Source organism: Pseudomonas sp. AA-38 (assembly GCF_029457475.1).
GTDB lineage: Bacteria > Pseudomonadota > Gammaproteobacteria > Pseudomonadales > Pseudomonadaceae > Aquipseudomonas.
Window position 1 is genome coordinate 4,571,497 of sequence record NZ_CP120359.1, and the last position, 25,608, is coordinate 4,597,104.

General features: G+C 63.5%; 21 protein-coding genes and 1 tRNA gene. 7 read left to right on the top strand and 15 right to left on the bottom strand.

The genetic code is table 11. The annotated features are described in order from the left end of the window. Position 1 precedes the first annotated feature (1 nt). The 8 genes from PVE35_RS21070 to PVE35_RS21105 form a co-directional block, all read right to left on the bottom strand. Positions 2-1,441 carry a cytochrome ubiquinol oxidase subunit I gene (locus tag PVE35_RS21070; protein WP_268179030.1) on the bottom strand — a complete coding sequence of 480 codons (1,440 nt, stop codon included), beginning with the start codon at positions 1,439-1,441 and terminating at the stop codon, positions 2-4. A 271-nt stretch (positions 1,442-1,712) separates the two neighbouring features. Next, complete coding sequence (locus PVE35_RS21075; RefSeq protein ID WP_277372882.1) at positions 1,713-2,642, bottom strand: hypothetical protein; 930 nt, start codon at positions 2,640-2,642, stop codon at positions 1,713-1,715. Positions 2,643-2,646: 4 nt separating this feature from the next. After that, a complete protein-coding gene (locus PVE35_RS21080) occupies positions 2,647-3,609 on the bottom strand; it encodes a sel1 repeat family protein (protein ID WP_277372883.1) in 963 nt (320 codons plus the stop codon). 4 nt (positions 3,610-3,613) lie between these two features. After that, on the bottom strand, positions 3,614-4,588 hold the full coding sequence (locus PVE35_RS21085) for a sel1 repeat family protein (protein ID WP_277372884.1): 975 nt from the start codon (positions 4,586-4,588) through the stop codon (positions 3,614-3,616). Between the two features lie 14 nt (positions 4,589-4,602). Beyond that, positions 4,603-8,001, bottom strand: a complete 3,399-nt coding sequence (locus tag PVE35_RS21090; RefSeq protein WP_277372885.1) for a LysM domain-containing protein — start codon at positions 7,999-8,001, stop codon at positions 4,603-4,605. 32 nt (positions 8,002-8,033) lie between these two features. After that, complete coding sequence (locus PVE35_RS21095) at positions 8,034-8,894, bottom strand: DUF4123 domain-containing protein (RefSeq protein WP_277372886.1); 861 nt, start codon at positions 8,892-8,894, stop codon at positions 8,034-8,036. Then, a complete protein-coding gene (locus PVE35_RS21100) occupies positions 8,879-10,960 on the bottom strand; it encodes a type VI secretion system tip protein VgrG (protein ID WP_277372887.1) in 2,082 nt (693 codons plus the stop codon). The genes PVE35_RS21095 and PVE35_RS21100 overlap by 16 nt, the downstream gene beginning before the upstream one ends. A gap of 268 nt (positions 10,961-11,228) precedes the next feature. After that, the gene (locus PVE35_RS21105; RefSeq protein WP_277372888.1) at positions 11,229-12,506 is read right to left on the bottom strand and encodes an acetyl-CoA C-acetyltransferase; all 1,278 of its coding nucleotides are present in this window, start codon (positions 12,504-12,506) and stop codon (positions 11,229-11,231) included. Positions 12,507-12,663: 157 nt separating this feature from the next. Between PVE35_RS21105 and PVE35_RS21110 the strand changes: the two genes are divergently transcribed. Beyond that, positions 12,664-14,019: a 3-oxoacyl-ACP reductase gene (locus PVE35_RS21110; RefSeq protein ID WP_268179032.1), complete on the top strand. Its 1,356-nt coding sequence runs from the start codon at positions 12,664-12,666 to the stop codon at positions 14,017-14,019. A gap of 178 nt (positions 14,020-14,197) precedes the next feature. Here the strand turns inward: PVE35_RS21110 and PVE35_RS21115 are convergent, their stop codons facing one another. After that, positions 14,198-15,190 carry an AraC family transcriptional regulator gene (locus PVE35_RS21115; protein WP_268179033.1) on the bottom strand — a complete coding sequence of 331 codons (993 nt, stop codon included), beginning with the start codon at positions 15,188-15,190 and terminating at the stop codon, positions 14,198-14,200. Between the two features lie 180 nt (positions 15,191-15,370). Between PVE35_RS21115 and PVE35_RS21120 the strand changes: the two genes are divergently transcribed. The 6 genes from PVE35_RS21120 (at position 15,371) to PVE35_RS21145 (ending at position 19,373) form a co-directional block, all read left to right on the top strand. Continuing rightward, positions 15,371-16,228: a MaoC/PaaZ C-terminal domain-containing protein gene (locus PVE35_RS21120; protein ID WP_277372889.1), complete on the top strand. Its 858-nt coding sequence runs from the start codon at positions 15,371-15,373 to the stop codon at positions 16,226-16,228. Positions 16,229-16,377: 149 nt separating this feature from the next. Next, positions 16,378-16,683, top strand: coding sequence for a MazG-like family protein (locus PVE35_RS21125; protein WP_277372890.1), 306 nt, complete (start codon positions 16,378-16,380; stop codon positions 16,681-16,683). Next, positions 16,680-17,429, top strand: a complete 750-nt coding sequence (locus PVE35_RS21130; RefSeq protein ID WP_277372891.1) for a methyltransferase — start codon at positions 16,680-16,682, stop codon at positions 17,427-17,429. The genes PVE35_RS21125 and PVE35_RS21130 overlap by 4 nt, the downstream gene beginning before the upstream one ends. 88 nt (positions 17,430-17,517) lie before the next feature. Continuing rightward, positions 17,518-18,114 (top strand): DUF4136 domain-containing protein, encoded by a 597-nt coding sequence (locus PVE35_RS21135; protein ID WP_277372892.1) that lies wholly within the window; start codon positions 17,518-17,520, stop codon positions 18,112-18,114. Positions 18,115-18,130: 16 nt separating this feature from the next. Next, positions 18,131-18,685 carry a DUF4136 domain-containing protein gene (locus PVE35_RS21140; protein WP_268179038.1) on the top strand — a complete coding sequence of 185 codons (555 nt, stop codon included), beginning with the start codon at positions 18,131-18,133 and terminating at the stop codon, positions 18,683-18,685. A 205-nt stretch (positions 18,686-18,890) separates the two neighbouring features. Next, on the top strand, positions 18,891-19,373 hold the full coding sequence (locus tag PVE35_RS21145; RefSeq protein ID WP_277372893.1) for a GNAT family N-acetyltransferase: 483 nt from the start codon (positions 18,891-18,893) through the stop codon (positions 19,371-19,373). A gap of 61 nt (positions 19,374-19,434) precedes the next feature. Here the strand turns inward: PVE35_RS21145 and PVE35_RS21150 are convergent. The 6 genes from PVE35_RS21150 to fdxH form a co-directional block, all read right to left on the bottom strand. Further along, positions 19,435-19,530, bottom strand: a tRNA-Sec gene (locus PVE35_RS21150). A 74-nt stretch (positions 19,531-19,604) separates the two neighbouring features. After that, positions 19,605-21,551 carry a selenocysteine-specific translation elongation factor gene (gene selB, locus PVE35_RS21155; protein ID WP_277372894.1) on the bottom strand — a complete coding sequence of 649 codons (1,947 nt, stop codon included), beginning with the start codon at positions 21,549-21,551 and terminating at the stop codon, positions 19,605-19,607. Further along, positions 21,548-22,960 (bottom strand): L-seryl-tRNA(Sec) selenium transferase, encoded by a 1,413-nt coding sequence (gene selA / locus PVE35_RS21160; protein ID WP_277372895.1) that lies wholly within the window; start codon positions 22,958-22,960, stop codon positions 21,548-21,550. Before selA ends, selB begins: the two co-directional genes overlap by 4 nt. Positions 22,961-22,972: 12 nt before the next feature. Beyond that, positions 22,973-23,905, bottom strand: a complete 933-nt coding sequence (gene fdhE, locus PVE35_RS21165; RefSeq protein WP_268179042.1) for a formate dehydrogenase accessory protein FdhE — start codon at positions 23,903-23,905, stop codon at positions 22,973-22,975. Between the two features lie 126 nt (positions 23,906-24,031). Further along, the gene (locus PVE35_RS21170) at positions 24,032-24,664 is read right to left on the bottom strand and encodes a formate dehydrogenase subunit gamma (RefSeq protein WP_277372896.1); all 633 of its coding nucleotides are present in this window, start codon (positions 24,662-24,664) and stop codon (positions 24,032-24,034) included. Between the two features lie 9 nt (positions 24,665-24,673). Continuing rightward, entirely contained in the window at positions 24,674-25,600 is a 927-nt protein-coding gene (fdxH, locus tag PVE35_RS21175; RefSeq protein WP_268179044.1) for a formate dehydrogenase subunit beta, read from the bottom strand. Positions 25,601-25,608: the final 8 nt, after the last annotated feature.

Here is a 25,608-nt window from a genome sequence, read left to right on the forward strand (position 1 = left end):
TTCAGTTCCTCTCCGGCAAGCTGTCGGTTTCACCCTCGTCCATGCCCTCTTCGGCCGCAGACAGCGGTCGCGCCGGCGTACGCGGCTGCCCCGGACCACCGGACGACACTTCCTTGCCCTCGTCGAGCTTCGGCCCCTTGCGCACCAGGCGCAGCATGTAGCCGATACCGGCCCCGAACAGCAGGAAGTAGACCACCACGAACAACACCAGGGTGAAGCCAAGTTGCGTCGCACTGTGCCCGGAGGCGGCATCGGCGGTGCGCATCAGGCCATGCACGATCCAGGGCTGGCGGCCGATTTCGGTGGTGTACCAGCCGGCGAGAATGGCGATGATGCCGCTCGGCCCCATCCACAAGACCATGTGCAGGAACGGCCGGTAGCTGTACAGCCGGCCACCACGGCGCAGCCAGGTGCTCCACAGGCCGACGAAGATCATCAGCAGGCCCATGGCGACCATGATGCGGAAGGTCCAGAAGACGATGGTGGAGTTGGCTCGATCCTCCGGCGGGAACTCCTTGAGCGCCGGCACCTGCTTGTCCAGGCTATGGGTCAGGATCAGGCTGCCGAGCGCGGGAATCTCCACCTTGAAGCGAGTTTCCTCACGCTGCATGTCCGGCCAGCCGAACAGGATCAGCGGGGTCGGTTCGTCACCGACGTTCTCCCAGTGGCCCTCGATGGCGGCGATCTTGGCCGGCTGGTGCTTGAGCGTATTGAGGCCGTGCAGGTCACCGATGAAGGCCTGCACCGGCGCCACCAGCAGCGCCATCCACAGCGCCATCGACAGCATCTTGCGGATCGCCGGGTTGTCGCGCCCGCGCAGCAGGTGCCAGGCCGCCGAAGCGCCGACGAAGAAGGCGGTGGCGAGGAAGGCCGCCGTGGCCATGTGCGCCAGGCGATAGGGGAACGAGGGGTTGAACACCACGGCGAACCAATCCACTGGGATCACCCGCCCGTCGACGATCTCGAACCCCTGCGGCGTGTGCATCCAGCTATTGGAGGCAAGAATCCAGAAGGTGGAGATCAGCGTGCCGATGGCCACCATCACCGTGGAGAAGAAGTGCAGCCCCGGCCCGACACGGTTCCAACCAAACAGCATGACGCCGAGGAAGCCCGCTTCGAGGAAGAACGCGGTGAGCACCTCGTAGGTCAGCAGCGGCCCGGTGACCGCCCCGGCGAAGTCGGAGAAGGCGCTCCAGTTGGTGCCGAACTGGTAAGCCATGACCAGGCCGGACACCACCCCCATGCCGAAGTTGACCGCGAAGATCTTCGACCAGAAATGGTAGAGATCGCGGTACACCGTGTTGCTGGTCTTCAGCCACAGCCCTTCGAGCACGGCCAGATAGCTGGCCAGACCGATGGTGATGGCAGGAAAGACGATATGAAAGGAAATGGTGAAGGCGAATTGAATCCGGGCGAGTTCGAGCGCCTCTAGACCAAACATGACACGTCCTCATTCAGGGTTATCTCGGCCCCGGCACGCAAAGCCGAGCCACAGGCTCCAGACGTTGGAGTCACACGAACGGTAGTTGTTCTTATCGAATGAAACGGCCCGCAGGCCTGAGATGCTATGCGCGAAACATGACATTGATCTGGATCAATGCACGTTAGAAGACTAGCTGTTAACCGCGCAGCCTGCGCTGTGGTCATTTGCCGCGCGACAGGCCACCGCAGCGAGGCGGCCTGCATGAGCACGCGGGGAAAAGCCGCTGGGGCTACTGAGCATCTGGCGTGTGATCGTCGGCACAGGCCGAGTCTGGCCCCTGCAGCAATGCACTGCGCCTGCGTCTCATGTTGTCCTGGTGCTCAGAGGCCAGTTGCCCCCGGCGCCTTCGGTTCTGCCAGATGACCCATTCCAGCAGTACCGGATCCTGCTGCCCGATAAGCTTGAGAAAACGTGGTCGCCAATTGCGATCCCGATTCGTGCCTTTGCTTTCGGCTATTCCTAGTAGCAACACACAGTCCTGATGAGTGAAGCCCTGCAGCATGAGTTCTACATAAGGGCGCCATAGCTCCATCTGCCCAAGCCATTTCAGAGGGGTATCACTCAGGCGATTGTGCATGCGCCCGCAGGCCTTGCATCGCCAGCGCGGCAGTCCATTGCCATACCCATGGGCGATCAGCGCTGACGAACCACAGTGAGGGCATGCACTGGAGGGCTCGAATGGGAAACGGGCCAGCCAGTCCAGGAAGCGTTGCGCACGCTCCTGGATATGAGCCGGCAGAGCCACCTCCTGGCGGTACAGATAGGCGCTCCACCAGCGATACAGCTCAGGATGCGTCTGCTCCATCAAAAGCAGAAAGCGCTTCACCCAAATTCGCCCCGTGGTTCCATCCATGCCCAACCGTTCAGCCACCAAATGCGCAGGCTCGCCGGTCAGCCAGCCCTCGACGAAAGGCAGAAAACGCTCACGGCCTTGCAGCCTGTTGAGAGGTGTTCCGGTCAGCGCATTGAAGCTCTTGCCACAGGCACTGCATAAGCAATGGCGCTTTTGCTTGACCTTGAATGCCGTGCAATCACAGTAAGGGCATACCTTGGGGAGTTGATTGAGCAGGCTATCCAACAACCGCAGGAAGCTGCGTGCTTGCGACTGCTGATCTTCAGGAAGCAAAACTGAACAGACAGAAGATGTGGTAGCCGTCACTGCCTCAGTAACCCAGCTTGTCGGGGAAGAACGAGAGTGGCGGGTGGGTGGCTTTCCATTCCTTGGCAAAGACCTTGGCTTGCTCGATTTGGTCAGGTGTCATCTTGGCTGCGATTTCAGGGAGAGTGTCATCGACATAAACCTGCATATTGCCGCCACCATCCAGCTCCTTGAGTAAATACGTCAGTGCATACCCCTTTACTAAATTCAATTCATAGCCAAGCAAATCTGGCGTATGGGCAACATACGCGGCATAGCTGGAAATAGCGTCCACATAACCTAGTTTGCTTGCCTCTTCCATCCAGTAGCGTACACCTGCCTTGTCGTGCTTCTCGTAGAGCAAATGTGCATAGCGCATCATCGCCTTTGGATATCCTCCCTTCGACGAGGCCTTGAACCACCTTTCCACCGACTCCTGACGTTTGCCAGGCAGGAAGAAAAAGCCTTCGCCCTGACTGTCGCCAACCGCCATCCAGTACTGCGCGATGGCATGCCCAGCGTTCGCTGACTTCTCCAACCAGTCCCGATTGCCGGTAATGTGGTACATCACATACATGGCCTCTGCATCGCCCTGCTCGGCTTTGGGCTTGGCCTGCTTCAACGCCTGCCTCAGCCATTCCACCGGGGTCTTTTGCCCATCCGCGCAGTTGCCCATCACCGCACACAGATCCTTGCCGCTACGGCCCAGACGGATCATGGCGTAGAAGTCTCCCTGGCTCGCCGCCGCCTCGTACCACTTGTGTGCTTCTGGCGTGATGTAGCGATTCATCTGGCGAAGCTCTTCGGCCAAGTAAAACTGAGCCTCGGCATCACCGGCTTCGGCGGCAATACGCAGTTCGGGCTCGGCGATCTTGTACTGTTTGAAAAGCATCACTCCCCTTTCCTTGGCCTGCTGCTGCTCGGGCGTCAATGCAGCCAAAGACGAGCTGGCGAAGAAGGTAAGCAGAGTGGCGAGTAGGGCTTTCACTACCTCAGTAACCCAGCTTGTCGGGGAAGAACGAGAGCGGCGGGTGGGTGGCCTTCCATTCCTTGGCAAAGACCTTGGCTTGCTCGATCTGCTCGGGCGTCATCTTGGCTGCGATCTCCGGCAATACTTCGTCTACGTAAACCTGCACATTGCCGCCACCATCCAGTTCCCTGAGCAGGGAAATCAGGCCATAGCCTTTGACCACATCTAACGGGAAGCCAAATTTTGCAGGGGCATGTCCAGAATAAGCACCCAAGCTCGTAACGCCGCTTTCAAAACCTGTCTCTGCTGCTTTAGTGATCCAGTGCCGGGCTGTTTCCATATCGCCCTTCTTATAGAGAATCCCTACATACGCCATCATCGCCTTTGGGTTGCCCCCTTCCGCCGAGGCTTTGATCCATTTCTCATAGGACTCTTTACGATTTCCAGGCAGGAAGAAAAAACCTTCACCTTCCTGATAACGATTGGCCAACAACCACTGGCCTTGGGCGTAGCCTGCCTCGGCCGATTTTTCCAGCCATTCGAGTTCCGCCGTGGCCAAGTACATGACGTACATGGCTTCGGCGTCGCCCTTTTCGGCGTTCACACCCGCGATCGCTCTGGCCTGCTTGAGCCAGTCCAAAGGTGTCTTGGTGCTTGATGGGCAGTTGTTCATGATGGAGCACAGGTCATTATCTGTGCGAGAGAGCCGTAACATGCTGTACAAATCTCCTTGGTTAGCTGCCGCCTCGTACCACTTGTATGCCTCTGCCGTCATATACCGGCCCTTTTTTACTAGCGCCTCAGCTAAAAAAAATTGTGATTCACGATCCCCAGCCTCAGCTGCTATCTCCAAAAACGGCTTGGCTGAAATAGCCTTGAATTGGTTGTACAACATAAGTCCATGTGCCTTCGCCTGCTGCTGCTCAGATGTCAGCTCAGCATAGGCCGTACAGGTAAAGAACAGGATTAAGGTCGCAAACAGAGCTCCTAATCGCATCGTCAACTTCCTTTTCATTCTCCCGCCCCCACGTAGTCTGCGAGCCCGCCAGGCCTGCGGTTTCGTCCGCTGTGGTTGTAGCGCATGCAGTATCCGTCCAGTTGTGCTCCCAAGGCTGCAACATGATTTTTATAGCGAGCCCGCATTGGATCGCTTCGTGGATCATCATGGCGCATCACTGCCTCCGCCATAAAGTGATCCAACCTGACCCTGTTATCGCAGTAGGTCTGCCCTGGTGTGGCGGACTTGGTGCCAAAGCGATTCATGCTTATGCAGGCGTCCTCGAACTGCCGTTGGGCATCGGCCAGGGTGCCATTGCTCTGGGCTCGCCGAAGAATCCATCCCAGCACACGTTCGATTGCCTGCTGCTGAAATAGATGGGCCTGAACAGCGGTGAACGCTTCCGCTTGCCCCTGAGGCATACCTGCTACCGGGTCTGTTTTCGATGAATTGATCTTGAACGCTTTCGGCGTGTCGATCAGCGTCATCAGCATCGGGCCCAACGCCGCTGGCGTTGCCTCGACGAACCATTGCTCCAGTTCGGCTGCGTTTTCATACTCCATGATCGTATAGGCAATCGGCCCACCCTTGCCGCCGCTGGTCAGCACTTCGTAGAGCGACATGACCATATCCACTTCCATCAGGTAGAGCATGGAGACGCTGAGGCCTGCACTGCCAAGCAGGTTGAACACGGACATGCGCTCGGCGGCGTCCGGCGCGACCCAGCTCAAGGGTTTGCCCTGATTCTTGTGCAATTCGCGGCGAAACAGGTTGATCAACTGTTCCACGGATTCATAGCCGACCTCGAAGGTGAACATGCCGTCCACGCCAGGGCCGGCGATCAAGGCGGCCTTGATCCGCAGGACGAAACGCCCATTCATCAGTGAAAGGGTCACATCACCTTTGGCCCCTATACCCACTGCGCCACTCAAGTTGGCGGTGAGCCGAGCCAGGGGCAGCCATTGGTTATTTTCCGTAGCCAGCGTGTCGGCATCATTGCCCGCTGGGATAGCACGCAGGGCCGCGAGCGCAGCGGGTGGCGCCCAGTTAAGGGAACCATCGATCTTGATGCCTGCTTGAACGCCAGCGAACGCGACGAATTGCGCGCTAAGGCCATCGTCTAAGCGCGCGTCGGCAGCACGGCCAGGCAGGCGGTCTTCGGTCACATCGGTGCGCTGAATGATACTGCGACGGGCCGGGCGTGGAGGTCCGATGAGATCATAGGAAGATTTGTTCGGCCCGAGGCGCAAGGTGCCGGCGAGCATCAGCGACGCACCAGCATAGCCCCAGGCCTTGACGCCAAGGTATATGGAAAACCGGCCAAGGCTCATCGTCTGCTTCTGGTCTGCATGATCTAAATACGTGAACGTTAGATCCTTGGCTTTAGCTCTTTCAGGCAGATCGACCTTGAGCAGTTCGACCTCCCCACGAGCCAGGTCGATGTCCAGCGTGGCACGAACGCCCGTAGAGAAACCGTCGGCCATGCTCAGGGTCGGAGCGACGATGGAGACGGCCCCATGAACACTCGCTTGTGGTGGCGTCAGGCAACGTACCAATTGTGCTTGCGGGCTGCGGTCGAACAGGCGCAATGCGCTGCGAACCTCCTCCTTGAACAGTATTTGCCGCAAACGCTCCCCCCAGGCTTGACGGGTAGCGGCATCCTCCAGCGTGTCGACCTCGATCTTGTCGCGCTGCAGGTACTGGTGAAAGATCTCGACATCGAACCAGCCCTGGCTGTCGAACCAGTCGCCATGCTGGTCATCGATTACGAACGCACCTTGCTCCATCAGCCAGTTGCCAAAATCACTTCTGGCGGAGGCGGCCACGCTGCCTGTTTTCTGCGGGATCTTGTTGCGCAGGTTCTTTACCGAGTCCTTGACGACTTTGGCAGCATCCTCTTTCAGAGCCTTGTTGATGTTGTGGAGGCTAAAATGGCTGAGCAGGCCCTTGGTGTCGGAGAAACTGACCTCGCGCAACGGGAAGTTGCTCTTGACCAATCGCTCCAGCGGCTTGGGCTGAAACTCTTCGGGGTGCCACAGCAGGTGGCGGCGCGGATACATGCTGGCCACATTCTGCTCGGCCTGCAGGCGTAGCTTGTCCTTCTCGGACTGTATCCGCTCCCATGCCGCACGTTCGGCATCCACCAAGCCGGCGGGTGCTGGGGCGTTCTCTCCCGTTGCCTTCAGCCAGGCGCGGTATTTGTCACGCAGTCGGGTATGCACCTCAAGCTGTTGCTTTTCCAGATTCAAGTATTGCTGCAACAGCCCGACGCCACCGCTCAGATCGGTCAGACTGGCGTCGGCAGGATAGTCACCACCGACCAGGGCAAATTCGGGTAGCGCGATACCGTATTGGGCAGCTTCGATAATGCTTTCCAGATATTCGCGCTTTTCCCCTAGTTTCTTCTTCTGGGTATTACGCCAGCTCACATAGCTGGCGAATGGGGCGAGGCAGTTGGTACGACAATCCATCGCCTCGTTGTAGCGCCTCGCACTCTCGGCCACGAAATCGGCCAGTTCTTTTTGATAGTTTTCCGGTAGCTTGCCGTCCGTGCTCTCGAGCAAGGTTTTGCGCGCATCGAGATAACGCTGCACAGCGTCGCGAGCCTCGATTGCCTCCGGCGTGAAAAGCATGCCCTTCTCTAGGATGTACCCTTTTTCCTGCGCTATAGCCTTCGCTTTGGATTCGAGCTGACGCTTTTCGTCTCGCAACTGGAGCAAGCGTTCGCCTTCGGCCAATTGCTGACGGTCATAGTCCGTCTGGTCTATCTGGTCGATAGGACTCATGCGGCGCATTGTCTCGCGAAATGCCTCTGCTTCCTCGGCGTTCGCTTCCAGATCGGGGTCATAAGTCTCGATCTCTTCCAGACGCGCCTTTTCCTCCCCCTCCAGAAAATTGCTCAGCCGGGGCTCGAGGAAGTAGTCGAGCAGACCGCTCTCATCCAGGCCGCGCAGGCGCTCGTCCGGCGATTTGGCAGGTGTTATCCGCTGGTTGAGCAAATGCTCAGCCTCTTTGATCGCACTCACGACTCTTTCCGGCAGTAACCAGAACTCCTGCTCATCGGTGGCGTAAAGAATGTTGGCGTAGCGCTGTGAACAGGGCGGCGGATCGGCAGGCGCAAAGCATTCACTGGTGGTACAGAGTGGGGAAGGTGGCGGGCCAAGCTCCAAAACAGGTTCGCACTTAACCTTTTCCGGTTGCTCTGACGATGCAGGGGCTGCCGGTTGTGACGCGTCGACGGCGACCGAAGCATTATCCGCTTTCGGCACACTGAGGTTCCAGCCCGCCTGGATGTGGTTGGCATCACGGATAAAGGGGTTCAGACGTTTCAGTGTCGCGATATCGGTCTGATGTGCGGTGGCGATCTGGCTGAGTGTGTCGCCGCTCTTAACGCTGTAGCTGGTGAGTTCCATTTCAGGGTTTCCAATCTATCGTGGGCGGAGGCTCAGGTAGGCGAGGTCGTCGCGGTAAGCGCTTGCAGACTTTCGACTTTGAGGAAGGCTTCTTCATTGCGCTGCAGAATATCCATGACCTCTGGCCGTTCGCTTATCGGTTCGCCCTTCACCAACTGGGTGAGCTTGAGCAAATGGCGCCCTTCATAAATACAGTGCTCGACGAGCGTTTCCAGATTGGCGATCAGCCTTGGGAGTTGCTCCGCCGTAGGGATGCCAAACCCCGCGCGCTCTTCATCGATCCAATACACCCAGCGCAAGGTGCGCATATAAGCTGAGGCTGCTTCCGCAAGTTCAAGGCTTGCGTGGTGGTTCCAGGAGCCATCCAATGCTTCAGGCGCTGTCCAGACTAACCACTGCTCGGATGATTCAGGGCTATAAGGTGCCGGTGAGAAAACCTTTTCCCAGGGGCCAAATAACAGCGCTCGCTCAGGAGCTGTGCGCACCAAAGCGTTCCAGATAGCGGGCAAATGGTAGGCGACGAGGCTTTCTCCACCGGAGCCGTCACGAACACGCAACAGCCAGCGAGCATGGGCCAATGCAGCCTGTTCGTCTGAGGTACAGATGACGATACCGGCCTGGCGTTCATGACAAAGCCGCATGCCCAGACTGGCCCGTTTGCTATCGCGCGGGGCGCTGAACCAGATCGGCCCCTCCTGCACCCACTCGGCCAGCTCGGTTTCCGCATACAGGTGTCGTAAATCGAGTTCTTCTCCCAGTTGATACAACTGGATCATTGCGTCCGGTTGCCGCTGGGTATCGATGATGAACAGCAGGTCACCAGCGTGCTCTTGCAACAGCTCAACGGCTGTATGACGCGCAAGAGCCTGGAACTCACTCAGCCCTTCAAGCATGGGCAATCCTCCCGACTGCAAGCACCGTTACTCTGCTTGCCGCACATGGGCGCGACGCCCTGCTGCAACCTGCTGGCAAGAACCAGCGGTGGTATGTTCAGCCGAGCCAAATCGAGCAGATTACCTGCCTTGTCCTGATCCGCCGCCCACGGAATCACCGGCGCCAGTATCTTCAACCCCGAGCCACTGCCCGGCGCCCCGCCCGTATTCAGCTTGATTTCCGCGCCGCTGAGGGTCACGCCGCTGGGGTCGAGCTTGAGAAAGCTGCCGCCGCCGGCTGCGGTCAGCTCCATACCAGCGTCGATGGTCACCTTGTCACCAGCAAAATAATGCAGCTCTGTGCCGGCCTCTATGAACAGGCCAGTGCCGATCTTGTTGTGCTGGGTAGTAGCGACGGTGAGGTGGTCGTTGGCGCGCACTTCCACCTTGCGGTCTAGGTCGGTGGTGCGGTGTTCTTCGGCCTTGAGTTCGGTGTAGCTGTTGGCCTCGACCGTGTCGTGGCGCTCGTTGCCGACGCGGATCTTCTGGTCGTGTTCGATGTTTTCGTCCCAGTCGCGCTGGGCGTGGATGTAGATCTGTTCGGCGCCCTTGCGGTCTTCGATGCGAAACTCGTTGTAGCCGCCACCGCCGGGGCTGCTCAGGGTCTTGAATACGCTGCGGGTCTTGTTTGCTGGCAGGTCGTAGGGCACGACGTGTTCGGCATGGAACAGGCAGCCGGTGACCAGGGGTTGATCCGGGTCGCCTTCGAGGAAGGTGACCAGCACTTCCATGCCGACGCGGGGAATAGCTACGCCACCGTAGGCCTTGCCGGCCCAGTTGGAGGCCACACGCAGCCAGCAACTGGCCTTGTCGTTACCCTGGCCGTCGCGATCCCAGTGGAACTGCACTTTCACTCGGCCATATTGGTCGCAATGAATCTCTTCGCCGGCAGGCCCGGTGACCACGGCGGTCTGGCTGCCCAGTACCTTGGGCTTGGGGTGTTCCAAGCCAGGGCGGAAGGGGATATCCCAGGGGGTGGCGGTGAAGCGGTTGCGGTAGCCCTGCTGGAAGCCGTCGCTATCTTGGGTGTTGCTGGTAACCGACTCTTCCAGCACCTGTGGTTGCTTGCCTTCGTGGATCACTTCGGTGAGCAGCCAGAGGTCGTTCCACGGCTGGCGCGGATGGCCGGTCAGGGCAAGGAAGTGGCCGCAGCACAGGTAGGCGTTGCTCTTGCCTTCGGCCAATTCGTAGTCGCTGCGCAGGCGTTCCAGGCTACGCTTGGCCAGGTGCTTGCCACGGGTGCGGTCGGTGAAGCGCCCGGGGTAGTCGTACATTTCCAGGGCAGGGAAGAATTCGCTGCTGTAGCCGGCTTCCATTTGCAGCTTGGGCTGCTCGAAGTCGTAATCGCGCCAGGTGACCTGGGTGGTACGGGTTTCCAGGCGCACGCCGAAGGCGCGCACCACTTCGTGGCTGGCGGCCAGGCCGCTGTCCTGCTGGTAGTTGAGCGGGTCGAGCCGAGGGAAGACGGTGGCGTCGTCGCCGAACACCACGATGTGGCCGTCCTCGCTGTGCTGGAAGTGGAAGCTGATGCCTTCCTCTTCACACAAACGCTGGATGAAATACAGGTCGTTTTCGTCGTACTGGGTGCAGTAGATGCGTTCGGGATAGACGTAGGGGCCGAACTGCATGCGGTAGTCGGTGCCTTCGAGCAGGCCGTGTTCTTCGAGCACGGCGGCGATGATCTGCGGCGCGGTCATGTGCTGGAAGATGCGCTGGTCGAAGCTGTGGCCGAGGTAGGCCAGGGTCGGGCGCAGGTCGATGTGGTAGCGGGTCAGGCGCTTGCCGGAGTCGCCCTGCTCGACGCCATAGATGATGCCGTGCACGCCCTTGCCGCTGGGGCCGAAGTCCAGGTAGGCAGGCTGGTTGATCAGGGCGTGGAGGTCGAGGTTGGCCCGTGGGCTGACCAGGTCGATCTCGAAGCGGTAGGGCTTGTTGAGCATTTCCCGGCCAATGAAGGACAGCACTTGCAGGTCGCTGTCGACGGCGGGAATGGTCAGGGTGATGTGCGCCTGGTTGGCATCCAGCATGCTGTGTTCTCCATCCATGAGTTGGGCAAGGTCGGAGAGTGCCGGACACTGGATGAAGGTTCAATGCTGGCGGGGCGATAGCATGCACTAGGTCACGTTAATCGCCCTGCCTGGACGATCAGTGGCGAATGGGGGCGCGCCTAAGCGTGCGGCAGCGCACGCCCCCATAAAATCAGGCAAAAAAGGGGCGGCCATGCTCGAGGCAGGCCGCCCTAATCGTGGAGCCATTGGAGCGACCGGGCACAAGCAGGCGCCCGGTCGCAGGCAATCAACGCTCGATGATGGCGGTCACACCCTGCCCGCCTGCCGCGCAAATGGAGATCAGTCCGCGCCCTTCTCCGGCCACGGAGAGCAGCTTGGCCAGGTTGGCGACGATGCGCCCGCCGGTGGCGGCGAAGGGGTGGCCGGCGGCTAGGGAGCTGCCCTTGACGTTCATCTTGCTGCGGTCGATGGAGCCCAGCGGCGCATCCAGGCCCAGGCGCTCCTTGCAGTACTCGGCGTCTTCCCAGGCCTTGAGGGTGCACAGCACCTGGGCGGCGAAGGCTTCGTGAATCTCGTAGTAGTCGAAGTCCTGCAGCCTCAGGCCGTTGCGCGCGAGCATGCGTGGCACGGCGTAGGCCGGCGCCATCAGCAGCCCCTCCTTGCCCTGCACGAAGTCCACCGCCGCCGCCTCGCCATCGCGGAAATAGGCCAGGATCGGCAGGCCACGGGCCTTGGCCCACTCTTCACTGGCCAACAGCACCACCGAGGCGCCATCGGTCAGCGGCGTGGAGTTGGCTGCAGTCATGGTGCCACGCGGGCCGCGCTCGAAGCAGGGCTTGAGGCTGGCCAGCTTCTCGGCGCTGATGTCCGGACGCAGGTTCTGGTCGCGGGTCAGGCCCCGGAACGGCGTCAGCAGATCGTCCTGCCAGCCTTCGGCATAGGCCGCCGCCAGCTTCTGGTGGCTGGCCAGGGCCAGTTGATCCTGTTCGTCGCGCGGGATGGCCCAGCGCTGTGCCATCAGCTCGCAGTGCTCGCCCATCGACAGCCCGGTGCGCGGCTCGCCGTTGCGCGGGATGGCCGGGGCCAGGTGACGCGGGCGCACCTTGAGCAGACTCTTGATCTTGTCCGCCGTGCGCTTGCCGCGATTGGCCTCGAGGAGGATCTTGCGCAGACCTTCGTTGACGCCGATGGGCGCATCGGAAGTGGTGTCGACGCCACCGGCGATGCCGCATTCGATCTGCCCGAGGGCGATCTTGTTGGCCACCAGCAGGGCCGCCTCCAGGCCGGTACCGCAGGCCTGTTGCAGGTCATAGGCCGGCGTTTCCGCGGCCAGGCGCGAGCCGAGCACGCATTCACGGGTCAGGTTGAAATCCCGCGAGTGCTTCAACACGGCACCGGCCACCACCTCGCCGAGGCGCTCGCCGTGCAGGTTGAAGCGCTCCACCAGGCCTTCGAGGGCACTGGTCAGCATCTCCTGGTTGCTCGCCGTGGCGTAGACGGTGTTGGAGCGGGCGAAGGGGATGCGGTTGCCGCCGACGATGGCGACCCGGCGTAACTGGGTCATGCTGACTCCTTACGGGTGATAATTGGGTTCAAGGCTAGCGCCTGCGCACCGGCCCGCATTGGCCGCCTTGCCGATCGACCAGTCAGAGCGGTCAATTGCGCTTTGTGCGTCACTGCGTACAGTGACATGACTTCCGATCCGCCTGCAGGAGCCTTTCATGTCCGATCGTTACCTTGCCTTCGCCAACTCCCCTACCGGTCGCCGCCTGGTCGGCACCCTCGGCCTGCCGGCACCCGTGCGCCTGGAGCGCTGGATGGCAGGCCGGGTAAGGCCCGTGGACGGCGCGCTGCTGCTCGGTGGCGATGGCGACCTGCTCAAGGCCGTGCAGCCTTTCGCCAGCAAGCTCACCGACCAGGTGTTCGTCGCCCGTGAAGGCCAGTTGGAGTTGCCTCGCTGGACGGCCGAGCACGGCCCCAAACTCAAGGCGCTGGTGTTCGATGCCAGCCATCTGACCCGCTTCGAGCAACTGATCGAGCTGCGTGATTTCTTCCAGCCCACCTTCAAGGGCCTGGCGCAGTGCCCGCGCGTGGTGGTTCTGGGGCGCGCTCCGGAATCGCTGAAAGACCCCATCGCCGCCAGCGTGCAGCGCTCGCTGGAGGGGTTCACCCGCTCGCTGGGCAAGGAGATCCGCCGTGGCGGTAGCGTGCAACTGCTCTATGTCGGCAAGGGCGGCGACCAACAACTGGAAGGCGCGCTGCGCTTCTTCCTCTCGCCGAAGAGCGCTTACGTGTCCGGCCAGGTGCTGCGCCTGGGCGTCTGTGGCGAACAGGTCAAGGACTGGACGCGCCCGCTGATCGGCAAGAAGGCGCTGGTCACCGGCGCCTCGCGCGGCATCGGCGCGGCCATCGCCGAAGTGCTGGCACGCGACGGCGCCGAGGTGGTGCTGCTGGATGTACCGCCCGCAGCCGAGGCCCTGCAGGCGTTGGCCGCACGCCTGGGCGGGCGCGCCGTACCCCTAGACATCTGCGCCGAGGACGCGCCGCAGCGCCTGGTCGAGGCACTGCCCGACGGCCTGGACATCGTCGTGCATAACGCCGGCATCACCCGCGACAAGACCCTGGCGAAGATGAGCGACGCCTTCTGGAGCTCGGTGATCGACGTCAACCTCAAGGCCCCACAGGTACTGACCCAGGCGCTGCTGGACGCCGACAAGCTGCACGACAACGGCCGCGTGGTGCTGATCGCCTCGATCAGCGGCATCGCCGGCAACATGGGGCAGACCAACTATGCGGTGAGCAAGGCTGGCGTGATCGGCCTGGCTCAGGCCTGGGCACCGGCCCTGGCGAAGAAGGGCATCAGCATCAACGCGGTGGCGCCGGGCTTCATCGAAACCCAGATGACTGCCGCCATTCCCCTGGGCATCCGCGAAGCCGGCCGGCGTATGAACTCCATGAGCCAGGGCGGCCTGCCGCAGGACGTGGCCGAAGCCGTGGCCTGGTTCGCCCAGCCGGGTTCGGGTGCGGTGACCGCGCAGGTGCTGCGCGTGTGTGGGCAGAGCCTGTTGGGGGCATAAGAGCGGCTGCAAGCTGCAAGATGGATGGCCGCCCCCAGCAAACTGCAAGCGAGCGTGTCCCTTTCTGTAGCCCGGATGCAATCCGGGGAGTTGCGTGCCATGCGCTTCCCGGATCGCATCCGGGCTACGAGTTGCAAACGAACCTGCTCTTGCCTGTAGCTTGCGGCCTGTAGCCGCCTTAGCCCTTGCCGCGCTTGCGGAATTCCACTGGCGTTTCGCCGACCCAGCGCTTGAACGCGCGGTAGAAGGTGCTGGGTTCGGAAAAGCCGGTGCGCTCGACGATCACTTCGATGCGCTCGTCGGTCTTGAGCAGCAGTTCCTTGGCCAGGCGGCAGCGGTAGTCGGTGATCAGGTCGTTGAAACGCACCCCGGCCATGGCCAGGCGCTCGCGCAGGCGCCGTGCCGGCATGTTCAGACGCGCCGCCACCTGTTCCAGGGTGGCGCCGCCATCGACCAGCAGTTCGGCGATCAGCTCGCGTACCTGGCGCACCAGATCCAGGCGCTCCACCTCGGCCAGTTGCCGCCGCGCCAGCGACTCGTGCATGCGCAGCAGCTCCGGTGCGGCATGCCGCGACGGCTTGTTGAGCACGGCGGCGTCGAACACCAGCGCGCAGGATGCACAGGCAAAACGTACCGGGCAACCGTAGACGGCCTGGTAACGCTCGGCAGGCGCGCCCTCGGCATGCATGAAGCGCACCTCATGCGGGCGAAAGTCGTTCTCGGTAAGCGCGGCGAACAGGCGGATCACCGCGCCGGCGAGCATTTCCGGGAAGTGACGTGGCGTATCGGGCTCCATGCCCAGGGTCAGCACGGCCTGGTCGCCATTGACCTCCAACCGGGCACTGAGGGTATCGGAGAGCAGGCGCACGTAGCGCAGGGCATGGCGCAGGCCGGCGCCGAAGGTTTCGCTGGAGAGGAACAGGTACTCCAGCAGCAGGCCGTGAAAGGCCGGCAGGTGCTGGGCCAGGTACAGCCCTACATGCTCCTCACCGCATTCTTCGCTGGCAGCTTTCCAGAACGCCACCTGCGCACTGTGCGGAAAGCGCCCAGCCGGCAACCCACCTGGCGGCAGGCCAACACGCAGCAGCACGCGATCAGGGTCGGTTCCGCTGGCACGCAGAGCATCAATTACCGGGCGCATCAGCGCCACATCGTCGGTCAGGTCTCGCATGATTTCCGGCTGTTGTTGTTATTCGTCAACCGCGCCATCTTAGGGGCTCCGAGCCACGCTGCGCAAACCGGCGCGGCAGACGGATTGGCTGCCCGGCGCAGATACCGGGCAGCACAGCCAATGTCTGCACGCCTGGGCTCGTTAAGCTGCCGCCATCCACTCGCCAAGGAGTTCGCCCCAATGGCCATCGACTGGCTCGATCTCGATGTTCCGCCGGCCCTGCCCGGCCTCTTCCTGCGCGCGGCCCTGCGCCGCAAAGTCACCGGCCGTCAACTGCCCGAACTCGGCCTGCGCTGCCGGGTGGAGGTGGATCCCAAGCACCTGGCGCGCTACCGCCAGGTTTGCGGCATCAGCGCTGGCAGCTACCTGCCGCCAGTCTACCCGCATATCCTCGCCTTCGGTCTGCAGATGCAGTTGCTCACCGACAAGCGTTTCCCCTTCCCGCTGCTCGGCCTGGTGCATCTGGAAAACCGTATCCGCGTGCTACGCCCGCTGGGCGGCCTGGGGCCATTCCAGGTCAGCGTGCAGGTGGCCGACCTGCAACCCCATGACAAGGGTGCCACCTTCAGCCTCATCACCCGTCTGGAAGATCAGCTCGGCCTGCTCTGGGAAGGTGACAGCCGCATCCTCTGCCGCGCCCTGCGTCTCGATGGCCAGGCGCAGCCACGTGCCGAGCAGGCGCCGCTGCCACTGGCGCCACTGGACGACTGGTCGGCCCGATCCGATATCGGCCGCCGTTATGCCCGCGTAGCCGGTGACTACAATCCCATCCACCTCAGTGCCCTCAGCGCCCGTCTGTTCGGCTTCCCCCGTGCCATCGCCCACGGTCTGTGGAACAAGGCGCGCAGCCTGGCCGCCCTGCAGGCGCACCTGCCAGAGGCCGGCTACCAGTTGGAGGTGCGCTTCCAGAAGCCGGTGCTGCTGCCCACCCACGTTGCCCTGCAGGCCAGCGAGCCGGGGCCTAGCGGCCAGTTCCGCCTGATCGGCGAGAACGACACGCCGCACATGGTGGGCAGTTGGCAGCCGTTGGAGGACTGACGTAGGAGCTTGCCTGTAGCCCGGGTGCAATCCGGGGAGTTGCGTGCCATGGGCTTCCCGGATTGCATCCGGGCTACGGTTTGATGATGTGCTGCTTGCAGCGCATGGCGTTCGCGCAGAAGCTATACGGCTCGAAAGGAGCCGCTCCGATGAACCTGTCCGAACTCACCGCCCGCCTGCATGCCATTCGCGACGCCAACCAGTGGCGACGCTTCCACAGCCCGAAGAACCTGGCCATGGCCGCCAGCGTGGAAATGGCCGAACTGGTGGAAATCTTCCAGTGGCTGAGCGAGGACGAATCACGCGCGCTGCCGGCTGACAAGCTCGCCCATGCTGGCCAGGAAGTGGGCGACATCGTGCTCTATCTTCTGCTTCTGTGCAGCGAGCTGGGGCTGGACATGAACGAGGTGGTACGCGCCAAGCTGACCGACAGCGAAAGGCGTTTCGGCCGATGAGCGACCGCCACTTCGACGAACTCGCCACCCGCTTCGCCGAGAAGATCTATGGCGGCGCCAAGGGGGCCATCCGCCTTGCCGTGCTGCAGGCTGACCTGGCCGAAGCCCTGCCGGATCGACCGCTGCGCGTGCTGGATGTGGGCGCCGGCCTCGGCCATATGAGCCTGTGGCTGGCCCAGCGTGGCCATCAGGTCACCCTGGCCGAACCGGCCGAACCCATGCTGGAAGGCGCGCGCCAGCGCTTCGCCGAGGCTGGCCAACACGCCACCTTCATCCAGGCGCCCTGGCAAGACCTGCTCGGCCAACTGCAGCAGCCCTACGACCTGGTGCTGTGCCATGCCGTGCTGGAATGGCTGGCCGAACCGGCGGCTATCCTGCCGGTGCTGCACCAGCTCACGGCCAGGGATGGCTGGCTGTCGCTGGCCTTCTACAACAAGGACGCGCTGATCTACCGCAACCTGCTCAAGGGCCATTTCCGCAAGCTGCGCAAGGAGCGCTTCGCCGGCGAGGGCCAGAGCCTGACGCCGCAGCGCCCGCTCGATCCACGCGAACTGGCCACGCAACTCGGCGCGCACTGGCAGGTCGAAAGCCGTAGCGGCGTGCGCGTGTTCCACGATTACATGCCGCCGGAATTTCAGGCCAAGGCCGAGCTGGTCGACCTGCTGGAGATGGAGCTGGCGTACCGACGCCACCCCAGCTTCGCCGGCCTGGGTCGCTACCTGCACTGGATCTGTCGGCCAAGCTGAACGCCTTTCGCGGCAGGTTGGACGAACCGCAGAGCCCGGCGTAGCCTGAGCCCATATCGTGATGTCGAGCGCGACCACGGAGCCCACCATGCGCTGCCTCATAGCCTTGCTCGTTCTGCCCCTGCTGGCCGCCTGCCAGAGCCCGAACCCCTATCAGGCCGAATCCCTGCCCATGCCTCCGGCACCGCCGGGGGCCGCCAATACCTTCGACCGCAGCGCCTACCCGGCGCCACCGCGCGACTACGGGCGTTACCGCACCTGGAGCTGGGACGGTAGCCGGCCACCGTCCGGCGCCGCCTGGATCGGTGGCGAGCAACTGGCCGACAGCGTCAGTGCCGGCCTCGACCAATTTGGCCTGCGCCCGGCGCAGAACGGTCAAGGCGATCTGCTGGTCAGCGCCCGCCTCAACCAGGAAACCCGCCTGCGCCAGTACTACGACGACAGCGGCACCTACTACGGCGGCGGCCCCTGGGGCCGTCAATACGGTGCCTGGGGCAGCACACCCATCGTCCGCACCTACGAACAGAAGGTGGCAGTGGTGCGCCTGGAGCTGATCGACCCACGGGATCACCAGGTGGTCTGGTCAGGCAGCGGTGAAGCCCTGGCCGGCAAGGATCAAAGCGACCAGGCCGAAGCCATCCGTTCGGCCATTCGTGCTGCACTCGCCGGCTACCCCCCACATTGATTATCAGGAGTTCAGCATGCGTACCCTGCCCTGCCTGCTTCTCGCCCTGCTGCTGAGCGGCTGTGCCAGCGTCAGCCTGGAGCGCGACTTCGACCCCAGCCGCGATTTTGCTGCCTACCGCACCTGGAGCTGGATGAGCGACAAGCTGCTCTATCAACCCGACGATGCCCGTCTCAAGAGCGATCTCACCGAGCAACGCATCAGCCAAGCGGTGAACGATCAGCTCGAACAACAAGGCCTGCGCCAGGCCCGCGACGGCCAGGGCGACCTCAAGGTGCAGGCGGTGCTGATCGTCGACGAACGCCAGGATCAGATCACCACCCAGTACGGCGGTGGCTGGGGTGGCTATTGGGGCGGTTACTGGGGTGGCCCGGCCTTCACCGAGACGCGCCGCGTGGACTACAAGGTGGCCACCCTGCAGATCGACCTCTACGACGCCAAGGACGGCAAGCTGGTCTGGCGCGGCAGCGGCGAACAGATCATGCGCAGCCAGCCACCCAGCCCGGCCGAACGCGAACGGGCGATCCGCGAGACGGTGACACAAATCCTCTCGCAATACCCACCGCGCTAACAGGCCGTTGAAAAACGTAAGCGAGGCGGGCTGGCCTAGGCAAAATCAGCTAGAAAACGCTCGGAGTCGCGTTCGACTTTACGAGTTGTAAATGAGCATTTTTGACGGGGGCGCCTAGCCTGGGCTCGCACGCAGGGCTGTTTTTAACAATGGCCAGGCAACACAAGTAGTTTTTCAACAGCCTGCTGAGCGAGGAGACGAACACTTGCCCACAGCCCTGCAACACCGCCCGGCCATCGCCGCCGACCTCGACGAGGTGATCAGCTTCCCACAGAGCGCCGAGGAACTGTTCTTCTGCTACCCCAAGGCTGCCTGGCCACTGGACGTCGGCCAGCTTGCCGCCGCCATGGCAGAGCGCCGCGAAAGCACGGTGGTCACGCTCGACGGCAAGGTCGCCGGTTTCGCCAATTTCTACCAATGGCAGCACGGCGAGTTCTGCGCCCTGGGCAACCTGATGGTCGCCCCCTGGGCGCGCGGCCAGGGCGTGGCGCAGTATCTGCTGGAAGTACTGGAAGGGATCGCACGCGATCAGTACAAGGCCCCCGTGATGAAGGTGTCATGCTTCAACGCCAACACCGGCGGCCTGCTGCTCTATACCCGTCTGGGCTATCGCCCCGCCGCCATAGTCGAAAGGCGCGCGTCGGATGGCGCTCGCATTGCCCTGGTACAGTTGGAGAAGAGTCTTTAACCAAGGCGCACCCTTGCAGCCTGAAATGAACCGTTCGGGATTCGCGGTGCGACTCGATAAGTGGCGGAAGGCAGTGAGAGTCGAACTCACCCAGGAACGGATGCCGTCCCCCACCGGGTTTGAAGCCCGGCCACGCCACCGGGCGTGATTGCCTTCCTTGATCGGTAGCTGCACTTTGCATGGCAGCCGTTGTGTTCGTCGTGCAGGGTAGCCCATGGCGACCAGTGGTCGTCAATCCGGCGCCGGCATGCCCTCCTCGCTCCGTCTGCCCATCAGTTGAATCGCCAGTGCCGAGTCGCTGCGGATGCGCCGCTCATTGGCCAGGCGGCGGGTGAAGCCGATGCGGTCGAAGTATTCCAGCAACTGAATGCTGCGCTTGCGGCCGATGCCGATGCGGTTGCGCCAGTCGACCACGCGCAGGCTACCGTGTTGCTCCAGCAGGTGCAGCGCATGGCAGCCCAGGGTGTGCAGGGTTTGTTCGGGGTAGAACAGATCCTTGACCACCTGATGCAACTGGCCGAGGCGCGCCAGTTTGCGCAGTAGCAGGCGCACGGTCGCTTCGTCCTGCTGCACGGCGTCGGCCAGATTGCGCACCCAGGGCGGGTCGAAGCCGCCGGCGAGCAACAGCGGCCAGAGTCGCTCCCGTAGTGCTTCGTCTTCCGGCCCCAGTTGCACGCGGTGATCCGGCAGGTGCAGCCAAGGCCCACTACTGGCAATGCGGCCGTCGGCCAGCGCCTCTTCCAACAGGGCAATGAACACCGGACGTTCCAGTTCGCTCAGGGCATAGCGGCGCAGACGGTCGCGGTCAGGGCCGAGCTCGTCCGGCGATTCGTCATGGAAGCGGCGCAGGCCTTCCAGCAGAGCATCACGCAGTGCCTGCAGGCAGGCCCCATCGAACAGCCGTGTACCCTGTCGGGTGGGCAGCTCGCACAGCCCGTCGGGTAGGTTCCAGCTTGCGCGCAGGCGATTGAACTGGCGCTCCAGCAGGCCGGGGTCGAGGCCGTTGGGTGCCGCTTGCAGCAGCGCCGGCAAGGCCTGTTCCAGGCTGGCATCACGCAGCGCCCGCAGTTGCAGCAGGCGTGAAGGCGCACGACGAGCTCGGGCCGGGGCGAAGGGGTCGAGCACGCTGCCGCCACCCAGGGTGCGCTGCGCCGATTGGTCACGCAGCACCACACGGTCGCCATGCACGGCATGCGCCGGGGCATTGAGCACCAGCTGCGCCAGGCACGACTGCCCGGGCGCAAGGCTCTCCGTATCAAGCAGGGCGACGCGGCCTGTAACGTCCTGCGCGGCCAGGTGCACATGCACTGGCGTCCAGTGCGCCAGTGCGCGTGCCTCCGAGGCCAGTAGCTGCAACTCGATATCGATACGGCTGCTGGGGGCCAGCAATGCTGGCGCCAGCAGCCAGTCGCCGCGATGCAGGTGTTCCAGCGCCAGGCGCTCGCCCGCCAGGTTCAGGGCCACGCGCTGGCCGGCGACGGCGCTGTCGGCCGGACGATTCTGCGCATGCAGGCCACGTACCCGTACGCGCCGCCCGGAGGGGCTGAGCAGCAGTTCGTCAGCCAGCGCTACAGACCCGGCGAAGGCGGTGCCGGTGACCACCACGCCAGCACCCTCGACGCTGAAGGCGCGATCGATGGGCAGACGAAAATAGCCCTGAACGCTGCGCACATCATGAGCCGCCGAGAACGTCAGCAGGCGTTCGCGCAGGGCTGCGATACCCTGCCCCCCAAGGCTGTCCACCGCCAGCAAATCGGCCCCCGCCAGCGGCCCCGGAGCGAGCAAGACGTCGACCTGATCGCGCACCTGTCGCAGGCGCGCGGCATCGACCCGGTCGATCTTGGTCAGCGCCACCAAGGCCTGACGGATGCCCAGCAGTTCGGCGATGGCCAGGTGCTCGCGGGTCTGCGGCATCACCCCATCGTCAGCGGCCACCACCAGCAACAGCAGGTCGATGCCAGAGGCGCCAGCGAGCATATTGTGGACGAAGCGTTCGTGACCGGGCACGTCGATGAAGCCGGTGAGCTGGCCATCGCCCAGGTCGGCGTAGAGGTAACCCAGGTCGATGGTGATGCCACGGGCGCGCTCGGCCGGGCGGCGGTCACCCTGCTGGCCGGTCAGCGCCTGCAGCAGCGCGGTCTTGCCATGGTCGATATGGCCGGCGGTGCCGACGATCACGCCTGCGCCTCGCGTAGCTGCGCCAACTGCGCGACGAAGGCGGGTTCATCGTCGAGCTGGCGCAGGTCGAGCCACAGGGCGTCGTCGTCGATACGGCCGATCACCGGGATCGGCAGCTCGCGCAACTGCCCTTCCAGCTCGCGCAGCACCCGACCACGCAGGCGCTTGGAGGTCTGCGGGCGGACGCACAAGGCCGCGCTGGGCAGGCGCGCCACCGGCTGCGCGCCGCTGCCGATCATGCCCAGGGCGTTCTCCACGCTGACCTGCCAGGGCTCGCCAAGGCTGCTGGCCAGTGTCGGGGCGACGCGTTCGGCCTGGGCACGGATATCCGCCTGCGGACGGCTGAGCAGGCGCAGGCTGATCAGGCGCTCGCCGAGGCGATCCGGGTCGCGGTACAGGCCGAGCACCGCTTCCAGCGCGGCCAGGGTCAGCTTGTCCACACGCAGGGCACGCTTGAGTGGGTTCTTCTTGATTCGCCCGATCAGTTCCTTGCTGCCGAGAATGATGCCGGCCTGCGGGCCACCGAGCAGCTTGTCGCCGCTGAAGGTGACAATATCGGCCCCATCGCGCAGCGCTTCCTGCACCGTGGGTTCCTTGGGCAGGCCCCAGCGCGACAGGTCGATCAGGCTACCGCTGCCGAGGTCTTCCAGCAGCGGCAGGCCATGAGCGTGGGCGATGACGGCAAGGTCGCGGGTGGCGACACTGGCGGTGAAGCCCTGCACGCTGTAGTTGCTGGTGTGTACGCGCATCAACAAGCCGGAACGCGGGCCGATGGCGGCTTCGTAATCCTTGCCATGGGTACGGTTGGTGGTGCCAACTTCCACCAGCTTGACCCCGGCGCGGGCCATGATGTCGGGGATGCGAAAGGCGCCGCCGATCTCGATCAGCTCGCCACGGGAGATGATGCCTTCCTGGCGTGCGCCCAGGCTGTTGAGCGCCAGCAGCACGGCGGCGGCATTGTTGTTGACCACGGTGACGGCCTCGGCGCCGGTCAGCTCGCGGATCAGGCCGATGATCAGGTCGTCGCGATCACCACGCTTGCCGCTGGCCAGGTCGAACTCCAGGTTGAGCGGGTAGCGTGCGGCCAGGGTGATGGCGTCGATGGCCTCCTCCGGCAACAGAGCGCGGCCGAGGTTGGTGTGCAGCACCGTGCCAGTGAGGTTGAACACGCGACGCACACGGCTGGCATGGCGCGCGGCCAGGCGCTCGCCAGCGCGCCCGGCGAGTACCGCCTCGCTCAGTTCCACGGCGGCGAGCTGGCCGCTGCGGGCGGGTTCGCGCAGTTCGTCGAGCAGGTCACGCAGTGTGGCCAGCAGGGCATCGCGGCCGTAGCGCTGTTGCAGGGGGGCGACGCTATCGCAGCGCAACAGACGGTCGATGGAGGGTAGACGGGCAGCGTTGGCGTTCATCGTCAGCCTCAGTCAGCCGTCGCTGCCGGGAGCCAGCAGCAGGTTCGGCGCACGGCGCAGGTGCCCTTCCTCACTCAGGCGCATGTCCAGGTCGAGGCTGGCCAGGTCATCGGCAATGGCATCGGCCTGGTCGTCGAACTCCAGGTAGCACTGTTTGAGGTAACCCTGACAGCTCGGGCAGACCTCGGCGCGGATCACCGCCCGCTCGGGTGCCACACCCTCACGTTGCAACGACAGGTAGGCCAGGTGTCTGGATGACTCGCAGTGGCTGCACTTGACCCGCACGTGATGCCATTCGCAGGCGCACAGCGAGCAGCACAGGTAGCGCAGGCCGGCGTACTGGCCGCGATGGCGCAGCATACCGGCCACCGGCGGCGAGCCACAGGCTGGGCACAGCGTCTGGCTGCTGGCCTCGACCAGGCGTTCGCTGGGCAGAGCCAGCAGCCAGTGGCTGAACGCCACCTGCAGGGCCGCGCCGAGAAAGGGCACCAGCGCCGCCGGCAGCAGATCGAACTGCCCGCCCAGCAGCGCGATGGCCCAGGCCTTGCGCTGGCCACTGTCGGCTTCGCGCAGGGCCACCAGGGCCGCGCTGACGGACGGGTTGCCGACATGCGAAAAACTCGTCAGCAGCGCGTCGAGCGCTGGCAGCCAGGCATCACCGCGTACCAGAGTATCGAAGCCCAGCGGCGGCATGCGGTGTTCGAGGCTGCGTGCCAGCGCTTCGGCCGAAGGGCCAGGCAGCGCCGGAGGGGCATCCAGTACGCGCTGCTGGGCATCGCACAGCTCGGCCATCAGCAGCAGGTAGGCCGACAGAGGGTGATCGGTCGCCAGGCTGCGCAAACGATGGGCACGGCGACCGAACAGATCCGCTTCGGGCAGGTGCAGAAAAGGCGGGACATTGGCCGCGGCTTCGATCTGCCCCGGCTCGAGAATCTGGCCTGACACGCAGGACTCCTTAGGGACTGTTCCCGTGATTTCGCTAGATCAGCCTAGACCAGGCCGATGAAGTTTGCTGGCAGTGGTTCAGGCGCTTTGGCGGCGAGCTTTTCTCGCCGCTGAAGTCCTTCCGCATCAGTGGTGCTTGTCGCTGTCCTTGCTCACCTCTTCGTACCAGGCGCCGTGGTGCTTGCGCGCCCAACCGCGGCTGACCCAGCCACTGAGCATGGCACCGATGGAGCCCTTGACCCAGATGCCGGCGTAGATGTGCACGATGATGCTGACGATCAGCGCCCAGGCCGCCGCCGCGTGCAGCAGCGAGGCCAGACGGATCAGCTCGATGCCGAACAGGTGGCTGAAGTACTGCCGCCACATGACCATGCCCGTGGCCAGCAACACCAGCATGCACAGCAGCAACACCCAGAACAGCAGCTTCTGCCCGGCGTTGTAGCGTCCCACTGGCGGCAGGCGCTCCTCACGATTACTCAGCACGTCGCGCCATTGCGCCAACCACTGGCGATCACGCGCTTCGAGGCGGTTGTGCCCGGCGAAGCGCATCACCAGCCAGAGGAAGAACAGGAACATGGCCAGGCCGAGGAAGGGATGCAGGATGCGCGTCCACACCCCACCGCCGAACAGGTTACTGAGCCAGAACAGCGCCGGGTGGAACAGCGCCAGACCGGACAGGCCGGCGAGGACGAAGAGAATCGCCACCACCCAGTGGTTGCTGCGTTCGCCGGCCGTATAGCGTTGGATATCGTGTTTCATGCTGGTCTCCTACGGCCGCTGCTTCGGATCATAGGTGTGCACCGTCGGGTCGACCTGGTGCACGGCAGAATCACCTGTCACGGGCTCGTCTTCCTCCACGCGGTTACGCCCGACACGCAGGTAATGAAAGAAGCCAATCAGCGCCGTGGCGCCCATGGCCAGCAGGCCGAGCGGCTTGGCCACGCCCTTCCACAACGCCACCATGGGGCTGATCTGTGGCTCGTCCGGCAGGCCGGCGTAGAGCGAGGGCCGGTCGGCGTGGTGCAGCACGTACATCACGTGGGTACCGCCGACGCCGGGCGGATCGTACAGCCCGGCGTTGTCGTAGCCGCGTGACTTGAGATCGGCGATGCGCCCGTCGGCGTGCTCCTTCATGGCGTCCTTGCTGCCGAAGACGATGGCGCCGGTCGGGCAGGTCTTCACGCAGGCCGGCTCCATGCCCACAGCAACGCGGTCGGAACACAGGCTGCACTTGTAGGCTTTGTGATCCTTCTGCGAGATGCGCGGGATGTCGAACGGGCAACCGGTGATGCAGTAGCCGCAACCGATGCATTTGTCCTGGTTGAAGTCGACGATGCCGTTGGCGTACTGGATGATCGCGCCGGGGCTCGGGCAGGCCGCTAGGCAGCCTGGCTCGGCGCAGTGCATGCAGCCGTCCTTGCGGATCAGCCATTCCAGCTTGCCGCTTTCATCCTCGTGCTCGGTGAAGCGCATCAGCGTCCAGGAGCTGGCAGTGAGGTCGGCCGGGTTGTCGTAGGTGCCGTGGTTGTGGCCGACCTCGTCACGCAGGTCGTTCCACTCCGAGCACGCCACCTGGCAGGCCTTGCAGCCGATGCACTTGGACACGTCGATGAGCTTGGCCACCTCGCCCAATTCGCGCACCGAGGGCGCCGGCGTGGTGGTGGCGGAGCGGGCAATGATGTCTTGTGAGGCCATGGCGCTGC

Bases quoted from the DNA above. Each gene is read 5' to 3' on its own strand.
- PVE35_RS21070 (WP_268179030.1), bottom strand. From the start codon at position 1,441: ATGTTTGGTCTAGAGGCGCTCGAACTCGCCCGGATTCAATTCGCCTTC.
- PVE35_RS21085 (WP_277372884.1), bottom strand. From the start codon at position 4,588: ATGCGATTAGGAGCTCTGTTTGCGACCTTAATCCTGTTCTTTACCTGT.
- PVE35_RS21090 (WP_277372885.1), bottom strand. From the start codon at position 8,001: ATGGAACTCACCAGCTACAGCGTTAAGAGCGGCGACACACTCAGCCAG.
- PVE35_RS21095 (WP_277372886.1), bottom strand. From the start codon at position 8,894: ATGCTTGAAGGGCTGAGTGAGTTCCAGGCTCTTGCGCGTCATACAGCC.
- PVE35_RS21100 (WP_277372887.1), bottom strand. From the start codon at position 10,960: ATGCTGGATGCCAACCAGGCGCACATCACCCTGACCATTCCCGCCGTC.
- PVE35_RS21105 (WP_277372888.1), bottom strand. From the start codon at position 12,506: ATGACCCAGTTACGCCGGGTCGCCATCGTCGGCGGCAACCGCATCCCC.
- PVE35_RS21110 (WP_268179032.1), top strand. From the start codon at position 12,664: ATGTCCGATCGTTACCTTGCCTTCGCCAACTCCCCTACCGGTCGCCGC.
- PVE35_RS21115 (WP_268179033.1), bottom strand. From the start codon at position 15,190: ATGCGAGACCTGACCGACGATGTGGCGCTGATGCGCCCGGTAATTGAT.
- PVE35_RS21120 (WP_277372889.1), top strand. From the start codon at position 15,371: ATGGCCATCGACTGGCTCGATCTCGATGTTCCGCCGGCCCTGCCCGGC.
- PVE35_RS21125 (WP_277372890.1), top strand. From the start codon at position 16,378: ATGAACCTGTCCGAACTCACCGCCCGCCTGCATGCCATTCGCGACGCC.
- PVE35_RS21130 (WP_277372891.1), top strand. From the start codon at position 16,680: ATGAGCGACCGCCACTTCGACGAACTCGCCACCCGCTTCGCCGAGAAG.
- PVE35_RS21135 (WP_277372892.1), top strand. From the start codon at position 17,518: ATGCGCTGCCTCATAGCCTTGCTCGTTCTGCCCCTGCTGGCCGCCTGC.
- PVE35_RS21140 (WP_268179038.1), top strand. From the start codon at position 18,131: ATGCGTACCCTGCCCTGCCTGCTTCTCGCCCTGCTGCTGAGCGGCTGT.
- selA (WP_277372895.1), bottom strand. From the start codon at position 22,960: ATGAACGCCAACGCTGCCCGTCTACCCTCCATCGACCGTCTGTTGCGC.
- PVE35_RS21170 (WP_277372896.1), bottom strand. From the start codon at position 24,664: ATGAAACACGATATCCAACGCTATACGGCCGGCGAACGCAGCAACCAC.
- fdxH (WP_268179044.1), bottom strand. From the start codon at position 25,600: ATGGCCTCACAAGACATCATTGCCCGCTCCGCCACCACCACGCCGGCG.